The organism is Desulfovibrio sp. (genome assembly GCF_018379785.1).
Classification (GTDB): Bacteria; Desulfobacterota; Desulfovibrionia; order Desulfovibrionales; family Desulfovibrionaceae; genus Desulfovibrio.
Map to the genome: position 1 here is coordinate 17200 of NZ_JAGZUV010000045.1, position 10683 is coordinate 27882.

At 60.1% G+C, this 10683-nt stretch carries 6 protein-coding genes; all 6 read left to right on the forward strand.

What is annotated here, in order from left to right; translation table 11 throughout:
• Positions 1–2 precede the first annotated feature (2 nt).
• Genes icmH through KH208_RS10355 form a run of 6 tightly spaced genes read left to right on the forward strand, consistent with a single transcriptional unit; the run spans position 3 to position 10597 of the window.
• Complete coding sequence (gene icmH / locus KH208_RS10330; protein ID WP_291436043.1) at positions 3–1010, forward strand: type IVB secretion system protein IcmH/DotU; 1008 nt, start codon at positions 3–5, stop codon at positions 1008–1010.
• A complete protein-coding gene (tssM, locus tag KH208_RS10335) occupies positions 1007–4552 on the forward strand; it encodes a type VI secretion system membrane subunit TssM (RefSeq protein WP_291436044.1) in 3546 nt (1181 codons plus the stop codon). The genes icmH and tssM overlap by 4 nt, the downstream gene beginning before the upstream one ends.
• 56 nt (positions 4553–4608) lie before the next feature.
• Positions 4609–5688 carry a transglycosylase SLT domain-containing protein gene (locus KH208_RS10340; RefSeq protein ID WP_291436046.1) on the forward strand — a complete coding sequence of 360 codons (1080 nt, stop codon included), beginning with the start codon at positions 4609–4611 and terminating at the stop codon, positions 5686–5688.
• A 57-nt stretch (positions 5689–5745) separates the two neighbouring features.
• Entirely contained in the window at positions 5746–7788 is a 2043-nt protein-coding gene (locus KH208_RS10345; protein WP_291436047.1) for a type VI secretion system Vgr family protein, read from the forward strand.
• A gap of 23 nt (positions 7789–7811) precedes the next feature.
• Positions 7812–8717 carry a DUF4123 domain-containing protein gene (locus KH208_RS10350; RefSeq protein ID WP_291436048.1) on the forward strand — a complete coding sequence of 302 codons (906 nt, stop codon included), beginning with the start codon at positions 7812–7814 and terminating at the stop codon, positions 8715–8717.
• A complete protein-coding gene (locus tag KH208_RS10355; RefSeq protein ID WP_291436049.1) occupies positions 8717–10597 on the forward strand; it encodes a lipase family protein in 1881 nt (626 codons plus the stop codon). Before KH208_RS10350 ends, KH208_RS10355 begins: the two co-directional genes overlap by 1 nt.
• The last annotated feature ends 86 nt before the right edge of the window (positions 10598–10683 follow it).

Sequence of the window (10683 nt, forward strand, 5' to 3'; positions counted from 1 at the left end):
GCATGCCGCAGCAAGCCGCCGCTACCGATCCGGACAAGACCGTAGTGCTTTTTACCGAGGAGCCGCGTTCCCAAAGCGCCGAACTGCCCTTCACGGCCGTGGCCGTGACCCCCGGCAAGCAGGCCCCGCGCCATGTGCCCTATCTGGCGCAGCAGACCTCCTTTGACGAATACACGCCGGGCCTCAATCCCCTGGTCAACGCGGCCTCCCATCTGCTGCTGGAAATCGTGCGCCTGCGCGACGCGCGTGAAGCCGATCTGGAAGAACTGCGCATCCGCCTGGAAGCTGAAATCCGGGGCTTCAACGCCCAGGCCGCGGCTCTGGGCGTCAGCGAGGCCCAGGTCAATGCCGCGCAATACCTGCTCTGCACGGCTCTGGACGAGAGCGTCACCACCTCGGCCATTCCGGGCGCTCAAGGCGACTGGCAGCATCATTCCCTCCTCAGCACCTTTCACCAGGACACCTGGGGCGGCGAGATATTTTTCGACGTGCTCGGCCGCACCATGGAGCAGCCCGCCAGCAGGCTGTATCTGCTGGAACTGATCTACCTGCTGCTGAGTCTTGGCTTTGAAGGCAAATACCGTTTGCAGGACCGGGGCCCGCTGGCCCTGGAATCCCTGCGCGACCAGCTCTACAGGCAGATTCGCCTGCTGCGCGGCGAACCCAGCCCGGATCTGGCCCAGAAGATCAGCGTGGAGCCGCACAAGAACAAAACCTATGCCTATGTGCCGCTCTGGCTCATCGGGGCCGTGCTGGCCTTCGGCATTGCCGTCATTTTCTGGGGCTTCTCCCATACGCTGAACGGCAAGGCGGAACCCCTGCTCAGTCAGTTCGCCCGGCATGCCCCGGTTTCCGCGCCCTTTACGCCCGACGCGCCCGCGCGGGCCGCTGCGCAGGGAGCCACAGCGCAAACGGAGACGGCTCCGGCCGCCGCTGAGGACAATACCGCCGTTCCCACCCCGGCCGCGTCCCATACGCCTGTCACGCCCGCCTCGGAGGTCCGCCCATGATCGCCCGCTTTTTCCGCAGCCTTCTGCACGCGCTCAAAACCCCGTGGGTGCTCGCCCTGGGCCTTGTCCTGCTGCTCATCCTGCTGGTCTGGCTGCTGGGACCGCTGGTGGCCGTGGCGGGATATGTTCCCCTGGAGGGGGTTATTGCCCGCCTGGTCGCCACGGTGCTGCTTATTTTCTGCTGGGGGCTCTTTGTGGCTCTTTCAGCCTCGCGCCGCCGCAGGAAGGAGCTTGCCGATCCCGACGCGGCCCGGGCCCATGAACAGGCTGAAGAGCACAAGATGCAGCTGCGCGACGAGCTGCGCCACGTCAGGGAACGCCTGAAGACCGCCGTCAAAACCGTCACCACTTCCAATTTTTACGGTCCCAAGGGCCGTTCCCGCTACGCCCTGCCCTGGTATCTGCTGCTGGGCAGCGGCAACTGCGGCAAAACTTCGGTGTTGCTCAATTCCGGCCTCAAATTCCCGCTCAACGAGCAGGCGGACAGGCACCTCTATCAGCTCAGAGCCACGGAGCACTGCGACGTGCTCTACAGCAACGAGGCCCTGTTTGTGGACACGCCGGGGGCCTATACCGAAAGCCGCCCGGATTCTCCGGCCCACAAGGTCTGGACCGCCCTGTTGCGCACTCTGTTCAAAGTGCGCCCGGCCAGACCCCTCAACGGAATCATCGTCTGCGTGAGCATGCGCGACATCATCGACAACGACGCGCCCCGGCGCGAACATCTGGCCCGCACCATCCGCCAGCGGCTCAGCGAAGCCCTCAAGCGCCTGCGCACCTATGTGCCGGTCTACCTTGTCTTTACCAAGTGCGACGCCGTGCCGGGCTTCGCGCAGTTTTTCGCCCATCTCTCCCGCGCCGAACGGGAGCAGATCTTCGGCTGCCCGGCCAGGTCCGACGTCATGGAAGCGGGCAGCGTGCGCGCGGAACTCAAGGATCTCATGCAGACCCTCAACGCCCAGATCGTGACCAAAATCCATCAGGAACGGGACGTCCCCTCGCGCGGCGAAATGTTCCGCTTTCCGCAGGAACTGGCGGCCCTGGGTTCGCGCATGGAGGAGTTCATCACCGAGGCCTTCGGTCCCTCGCGTTATCACCGTCCGGTCATGTTCCGGGGATTTTTCTTTTCCAGCGCGCTTTCGGCCCAGGACATCGTGGCCGCCACGGCCCGGGAAGGAGAACTGAGCTACCAGACCGGCTTTAACGCCACGGTGGGCGACTACGCCAAAGGCTTTTTCCTGCTGCGCCTGCTGGAAGGCCTGATCATTCCCGAAGCGCGCCTGGCCAATGCCGACAAAGAACACATCTGGGCCCTGCGTCTGCGCCGCTACGGGCTGCAGGCGGCAGCGGCGGCGCTCTTTCTGCTGGCCGGAACCTTCCTCGGGGTGAGTTTCATCAACAATTACTCACGGGTGGAAACCCTGGACGCGGCCTATGCCGGATTTTCCGGAGCGCAGAAAAAGGCCCCTCTGGTCAACGAGTCCCGCACGCCCCTGCCGGAGCTGAATATTATCGAGAAGGCCACCTTCGTCTATGACCCGGAGGAGGATTCAGCCATCGGCTACGGCCTCGGCCTTTACCAGGGGCGCGTTTTCCGGAAATCCACGCAAGAGGCCTACCTGGGTACGCTCAACGCGCGGCTCATGCCGCCGGTGCGCCAGGCCGCGGCCCGGCGCGTGGAAGCGGCCCTGAACAATCCCATGGAACTCAAAAACGCGCTCAGGGCTTATCTCATGCTCTGCCAGCCCAAACACATCAACCGTAAATTCCTTGATCCCTGGCTGGCCAATGTCTGGTCCGAGGACTATTCCGGCCAGGCTCCGGTGCAGGCGGATCTGCGCCGCCATATGGACTATCTTCTGGCGCACGGCATCACCCCCGCAGAGCCCGACGCGGAGCTGGTGGACCGGGCCCGCAAGGCCCTGCTGCGCATTCCTCTGGCGGAACTGGCCTACCAGCGCCTGCGCGAGGAAGCCGGGGAAAGCGGCAAACCGCCCTTCACCTTCCGCGCGGCCATCGGCCAGTCGCCCTTCAACGGCGACACCCAGCCCGTGGACTATCTGTACACGCGCCAGGGCTACGAGGAATATCTCATCCGCCGCTGCCCGGTCATCATCCGCAATCTGACGGGTGAAACCTGGATTTTCGGCGCCAATCCCATTTTGCTCAGCGCCCTGGACATGAACAACGTCTACAAGGAAGTGCGCACCATGTACTTCCGCGATTATACCAGTTCCTGGAGCCAGGCCCTCAAGAACTTGAGCGTGCGCATGCCCGCCAGCATGGCCGACGCCCGCAAGCTGGCCGAGGAGCTCACGCCCGGCATGCCCCCGGCCGTGCTGGCGCTGCGGGAGGTACGCGCCAACACCCGGCTGATCATGGAAAACGTGGAGCCCGGAGCCGTGCAGGCCGCCGCGCAGGAGGAAGGCAAGCGCAAGCTGCAACAGAAGCTGGCCTCCAAGACCGGCGGCAAGATGGCCCGCGCCCTGACCGAACAGGCGGCCAAGAGCGCCGAGCAACTGCATCGCGACGCCCTGGAGGCGGCCCAGCGAGACGCCCAGGCCGTGCGGCAGTATTTCGTGCCCCTGGACAGCCTGCTGGACGAGCAGGGCAATCCCGGTCCCGCTCTGCGGGCCGTGCAGGACGCCATGACCGGAGCCGGGGAATACTTCGCCGGGATCATTTCCAGCGACCAGGGCGAGCAGCGCGTGCTGCATGCCCTGCTGGACCTGGCCGACGAGAAAAACGACACCCTGCGCATCCTGGAAAGCGCCGTGGGCCGCCTGCCCGCGCCGGTGCGCGGCTGGTACGCCACCGTGGCCGCGGGCGGTCTGCGCGACATGCTCAACAGGGGCGCGCGCACCATTAACCAGGCCTACCAGGAACGGGTCATCGCTCTTTACGACAAAAATCTGAACGCCCGCTATCCCTTTGATCCCGGCGCGGCCAGAGACGCCAACCTGGACGATTTCGCCGCCTTTTTCCGCAGCGGCGGCGTGCTGGACAATTTCCACGAAACCTATCTGCGGCCCTTCATCACCCGCACGGGCACCCTGCGTCCCATCATGGGCCGGTACATGCCGCTTTCCAGCCAGGCGGTGATCAACCTGCAAAAGGCCAACCGGGTGCAGGAAGCCTTCTTCATGTCCGGCAGGGAGCTGGGCATCACCTTCCTTATGGAACCCCACGCCCTGGACGCCACGCTCAAGCAGGTCAACCTGCGCGCGGACGGCAGGCATCTGAGCTACATGCACGGCCCGGTGCAGGGGGCCTCGTTTACCTGGCCCCCGGACAGCGCCTCCCAGGCCATGCTGGAAACCATAGATCTGCACGGCATCAGCAGCCAGACGACCACCCGAGGCGAGTGGGCCCTGTTCCGCCTGTTGCGCGGCGGCAGCATCAAGCGCCAGGAGGGCAACACCTGCCTCATCGAAGTGCAGCAGCAGGGCAAATGGGCCCAGTTCCTGATCCAGTTCAGAAACAAGATGAACCCCTTTGATCCCAGGGTCTGCACGTTCAACCTGCCGCAATCCCTGCTATAAAACCTTGTTACATGAGCCCCCGGCGGAGGTTTTCCTCCGCCGGGGCCGGGCAGGACATGAGGAACTTTGCCGCGCGCTTCAGACCGGCCCGCCGGGCCGTCCCCCGAACGCCCCCGCACGCGGGCCGCGCGCGCTTCTTCCTGCTCGCCGTCTGCCTCTGTCTCGCGGCCTGCCGGGCCCACGGCCCGTCTCCAGACCCTGATCTGCCCCAGACCCGTGTGGCCTCCATGAGCCGGGTGCTCATTCCGGCCAACGGCGGCCGGACTATCCATGTGCCGCGCTTCATGGGGGACGCCCACGCCCTGTGGAGCCCGCTGCGCCGCACGGAGCGGGCCGCCGTGGTGGATTACGCGGCCTTGAGCGCGGAGGCCCGGCTGGATGTCTGGACCCCGCACGCCGAGGAAACCACGGTGCGCCGCTATCTGCACCGGCTGCTGGAAGAACGGCGCAGCACCACGGATCACGTGCTGCGCCGGGCGCGGCGCTATCTGCCCGTGGCTCTCGAAGGCATGCAACGGCAGGGCCTGCCCGCCGAACTGGCCTGCCTGCCTCTGGTGGAAAGCGCTTTTGAGCCGCGCTGCGTCTCTTCGGCGGGCGCGGCGGGGCTGTGGCAACTGATGCCGCAGACGGCCAGGCGTTTCGGGCTTACGGTGAGCAAAGAAAAGGACGAGCGTTTCGACGTGGAAAAATCCACCGCCGCGGCCGCCCGTTATCTGGCCTACCTCCATGGCCTTTTCCGTGACTGGCCCCTGGCCCTGGCCGCGTATAACTGCGGCGAGGGCGCCATGCAAAAGGCCGTGCGCCGTTACGGCGACAGCCTTGAGGAAATCACCCGCAAATGCCGGAACGACGACCCGGCCGCCCAGGCCCTGCGGGAAGAGACATTGCGCTTTGTGCCGCAATTCGCGGCGGCCGTGCTGGTTCTGGGCAAAAGCCCCGAACTGGGCCTGGATGAAAAAACCTTTCTGCCCCTGCAAACGGCCGGAGTGGCGCCCATGGGGAAAAGCATCAAAAAGGACGCGCGGGGAAACAGAGCACGCAACAGGCCGGAAAACCGCCGCCTGGCCATGCAAGGCAGCTACGACGCCCCTGCCGGGACGCCGCGGGCCCTGCCCCGCATATCCCGCATGCCCTGACCATGCCCGGCCTGAGTATGCGGCATAAATTATAGCTTATTAACTATGGATATCGCCATGACCCAGACGCCTGCCGCCAACGCCTCCTGGTTCAACTTCACCGCCCAGAGCGGCGACTTCGGCGTGTATGCCTTCTCGGGCTTTGAGGAGGTCTGCAAGCCGTATGAGTTCAGCATTGAGCTGGTCAGCCGCTCGGCCAACGTGGACCTTACCGCCCTGCTGGGCACCCCGGCCTGCCTTTCCATTGCCGACCGCAGCGGCGGCGAGCGCCTGGTCCACGGCCTGATCCGGGAGATGGAGCAGCTCCACACCGCCAACCGTTTCACCCACTACCGCTGCTCCCTGGTGCCGCGCCTCTGGTTTCTGGGCCAGATCCGCGACCACCGCATCTTCCAGAATCTCTCAGTGGTGGAAATCATCCAGCAAATCCTCAAGGAACAGGGCTTCACCGGCGATGCCGCTTCCTTCAAGCTCTGCTATGCCTACGAGCCGCGCGAATACTGCGTGCAGTACGGCGAAACGGACCTGCACTTCATTACCCGCCTGTGCGAGGAAGAAGGCATTTATTTCTACTTTGAGCACAACCGGGCCAGCCATTGCCTCTGCTTCTGCGACCGCGAGGGCGGCCCCAAAATCCCCGGCCAGAGCGATCTGCGCTTTTTCCCAGGTTCGGGCCAGCGCTCGGATACGGCGGTCATCAACCGCCTGGCCCTGCACGAAAGCGTCAACAGCAATGCCGCCGCCTACCGCGAATGGAACTTCCGGAAGCCCCGCCTGGACCTGGAAGTCAGCGACCACGAAAGCGAACGGGACAAGGCTCCGGCTCCGCCCGGCATGTTGCTGGAACAGTATGCCTACCCGCATCTCTACCAGTTGCGCAAACCCGGCGAGCGTTACGCCAAGCTCCGGTTGGCGCGCCAGTTGACCTTCCGGCAGTGGATCGACTGCACTTCGGACGTGGCCCGTTTTCTGCCCAGCTATGTTTTCAGCATTGACGATCACCCCCGCACCGCCCTTAACGCGCGCTGGTGGGTGGTGGCCGTGCGCCACGAAGGGCGGCAGCCCGGCGTGCTGGAGCACGAGGCCCCGGACGGGCGCGGCCTGCACTATGCCTCGCGGGTCACGGCCATTCCGGAGATGACCCGTTTTATCCCGGCCCCGGAACATCCCAAAAACCTGATTCTCGACAAGCAGACGGCCCATGTCACCGGCCCCAAGGGCGAGGAAATCTATCCGGACAAGTACGGCCGCGTGAAGGTGCAGTTTCACTGGGACCGCGAAGGCCGGCACAATGAAAAGACCTCCTGCTGGGTCCGCGCTTCTCAGGAATGGGCGGGCGGCAAATACGGCGTCATGGCTATCCCGCGCATCGGCCACGAGGTCGTGGTCTCTTTCCTGGAAGGCGACCCGGACCGCCCCTTGATCACGGGCCGCGTCTACCATGAGCTGAACATGCCGCCCTATGAGCTGCCCGCGCACAAGACGCGCACGGTGTTCAAATCCATGAGCACGCCGGGAGCCGAAGGCGAGGCGCGCGGCTTCAACGAATTTCGGGTGGAGGACAAAAAAGGCCGGGAAGAAATCTACGTGCATGCGGAAAAGGACGTGAACGCCCACGTCAAGAACGACTGGAAAGAGCACATCCTGCACGACCGGCACCGCACCGTGGACAACTTCACCTACGTCCTGACCAAGGGCGAAACCCACGAAACGCTCAAACAGCAGCGCAAAACCGAGCTGTTTGCCAACGACAACCGCACCGTGCATGCGGACAGCCATACTCAAGTGGACGGCAAATGGCTGGGCAAGGCCGGTACGGAAATCCATCTGGAGGGCGGCCTCAAGATCGTCCTGGAGGCCGGGGCCGAGCTGACCCTCAAGGCCGGAGGAAGCTGGCTGACCATCAACGGCGCGGGCGTCAGCGCGGACGGCGCGGCCGTCTGCCTCAACTCCGGCGGCGGCCCTGGCGACGGCACGCCCGCTGACCCCCTGCTGCCGGAAGGAGCTGTGCCAGTATCCCCAGCAGTACCAATTAGTTGTTCGTGCCTCAAGATTGCTCAATCACTGGGTTCACCTTTTGTCGGCAGCATTAATAAATGACGAGCAACCATAGGGAATGTGCAGTGCAGCTACAATCTGATTCAAAATATATATGTATTTTGCCTGACTCAAAGGCAATAAGGTGTTTTAAAAAGAAGCATCTGCTTCACGCCATGTTCCTTACGATGAATTTCCCGGCATTGAATGAAAAATTTTTTTATTACTCTGATATAAATTACACTAATATTTTTCTTACTACCCCTTATAATCATCTGTATGAAGTTTCTCCATATTACAGTACCATATCAACACAACATTCATTTTGTCACTTTCTACTTGATAAACCGGAGGGGCTGGCATGGCTGGCGTGGGGTACAGCCCGGTGGGAAGACATGGTCACCCACTGGCGCGGCTTGCTCAGCGTTATCCTGCCCGATGAAAAAATAACACACTTCAGACACTACAGCTCCACCGTGATGGCTGATTTTCTGCCGGCATGTACCACTCAGGAACTTCTGGACTTGCTGGGTCCCATAACAGGCATGGCTGTTCCTCTGCCGGATGGAACATGGCTTTTTGCGGAACGGCCCGCGCCGGAGCCTGTTTCCGGCATGCATGCGCAATCCTGGCATCCCCGCCAGCCCCCTTGGTGGTTGGTAAGCGACAGACAGCTTGCGGCGCTCTCCCACCGCCTGCGCGCCACGCTGGTATACAATATCCGCTGGGATGTATGGCAGAACGAACCAAGTCTTATAGAACCTTTTGAATCATTTGAGGCCCTCGACCATTTCATCCAGGCCAGCATAGAGCAGGCGGAACGATGGGGCTTTACCCTGCCCAAGCAGCAGGAGGCCTTTGCGCGGCTCTGTCTTGCCGCCGGAACAGAAAATATGGAGAGTAAACCGGCCTGTGCCGCCATTCTATATAACCCACAACTGAGCCCGAACGAAAAAATTGCGGAATTGACCCTCCTTTCAGGAGAAGCATAATGGCCTGCATGATCTGTCCCAAGCCTATCTGTTTGGAATTGCGTCTTGTCAGCGATAAAAATGAAAATGTTGCTGATCTGACTATGGAAAACCATACTTCACATGGCCCAAAGCAAGTTCCCGTTGGGCAAGTGGATGTTGAAATTCTTATGAGAGACGGGCACAGCGTTACTTCCTCCGGTGACAAGCATGCCTTCAAGCCAGGCGAGCGATCTCTATTCATCCATAACGGCTGTCCCTACCCTCATCTGCTGACCTTTCCAATGCAGGATTATGACAATATGGCTACCGACCCGCAAAAATGGTCGCCCCTGAAACGTGGAGCCGTACAAATCGGCAATCGTCAATTGCAGGAGGCCAAGGCGGGCCAGCCCAAGCCCGAGCCCAGTTGGGCTCGTAATCTGTCATCGGCGGATAATTGGGGATATGAGTGTATAGAGTACGGACGTGATATTCCAATTTTGGACACTGCCAAAATACGTGAGGAAAGGAAGAAAAAAGATTATAATTATCCAAAAACATTGCAGGAAATGAATGATCGTTTTGGGCGTCAGGTGAACTCTATTGCAGTTTCTCTGGTATTGGCCCGTAAAAGTGGCCCATGTCCGAAATGCGGAGGCCCTCTCTATCGCCTGATCATAGAACTATATGGAGTCACCAGTCTACGCCCCAGACTGCATGTGGTAGAGAATTGGCCAAACCAGCAGCCGCCTGTGCGCATCGGGTCCACGCTTGTGGCCCAACCAGAGCGTATGCCTCTCATGGATGTCCGGCACAGGCATAACACCCTGAATCTGGCGGCTTTTTCTTCACTGGCCTACGCCAGCCTGGAATTCAGCGGTGCAGGCACCGAGAGCGGTTCCATCAGCGATTTTTTTGACCGCCTGGGTCGAGGTTTGGCCCGCTCATGGGATGAACCCACTCCCATCACACGGCGGATAGGCCAACCTTCATTGGAGCTTACCGCTGACACCCTTCCTGTGGAAATGTATCTGGAGCGCGTTCCTTATGGAAAGGGATACCCATTAGAACATATTCAATTTTTTTACAATGATGATGAAGATGCCGAGGGGTTTGCCGCCTGTGATGCGGAGACGGCTATTTTTTCCTTTCGCGGCACAAGCTCCTGGGCGGATGTCTGGACAGACATAAATATGTTAGCGGTTTCTGACAAAGCTGTGGCAGGAAAAGTTCATTTAGGATTTTTAAAAAGTGCTGATGCATTGAAATCACAGGTGATAGATTATTATAAAATGAACAATATCTCTGACAAAAAAGTTTTTATCTGCGGTCACAGCCTCGGAGGCGCCATAGCGACGCTCATGGCCCATTTATTACAAAAAGATTATGGCAAACGTATTGTACTCTATACTTATGGCAGCCCCCGTGTGGGCAATACTGCCTTTATTCGTGAAATGCTCATACAGGATATTGTGCATTACCGTATTGTTAATCATAACGATGCCGTACCGCGAGTTCCTTTCCATAAACATCAAGGCTTGCCTACTTTAAATATTCCCAAACTCAAAGGGCTTCCCCCTTTATGGGAAACAGATGACGGCCTCATATTGTGTTACCTCCACCACGGAAATTTCTGTCATTTAGTGGATATCGCGGACAAAAAAGCAATGATAGTACGTCTTCGTGGCGGTGAGGAAATTACAGCTCCGGGCATCATGCCCGACAGGAGTACGACGCATGACCTCAATGCTCTCAATCCCATCAAATTAGGTTCAGATCACATGATGACCAGCTATTTACCCAATATTATGCAAGCCATACAACAACGGAAATCCTTAAGCCAAGCACAACTAGACGACTATCAACAACGCTTGAATTCCGCTCTCTATCGGCGGCAAATGCAAGGGTGTCATCCATGAATAAAAAAAAGAAGCGCTTTTTGTCCATAGTGGCCTTGTTGATCATTCTCTGTTCTCCGCTTTATGACTGGATTCCCCCGTGGCCT

Bases quoted from the DNA above. Each gene is read 5' to 3' on its own strand.
- icmH (WP_291436043.1), top strand. From the start codon at position 3: ATGCCGCAGCAAGCCGCCGCTACCGATCCGGACAAGACCGTAGTGCTT.
- KH208_RS10355 (WP_291436049.1), top strand. From the start codon at position 8,717: ATGGCCTGCATGATCTGTCCCAAGCCTATCTGTTTGGAATTGCGTCTT.
- tssM (WP_291436044.1), top strand. From the start codon at position 1,007: ATGATCGCCCGCTTTTTCCGCAGCCTTCTGCACGCGCTCAAAACCCCG.
- KH208_RS10345 (WP_291436047.1), top strand. From the start codon at position 5,746: ATGACCCAGACGCCTGCCGCCAACGCCTCCTGGTTCAACTTCACCGCC.
- KH208_RS10340 (WP_291436046.1), top strand. From the start codon at position 4,609: ATGAGGAACTTTGCCGCGCGCTTCAGACCGGCCCGCCGGGCCGTCCCC.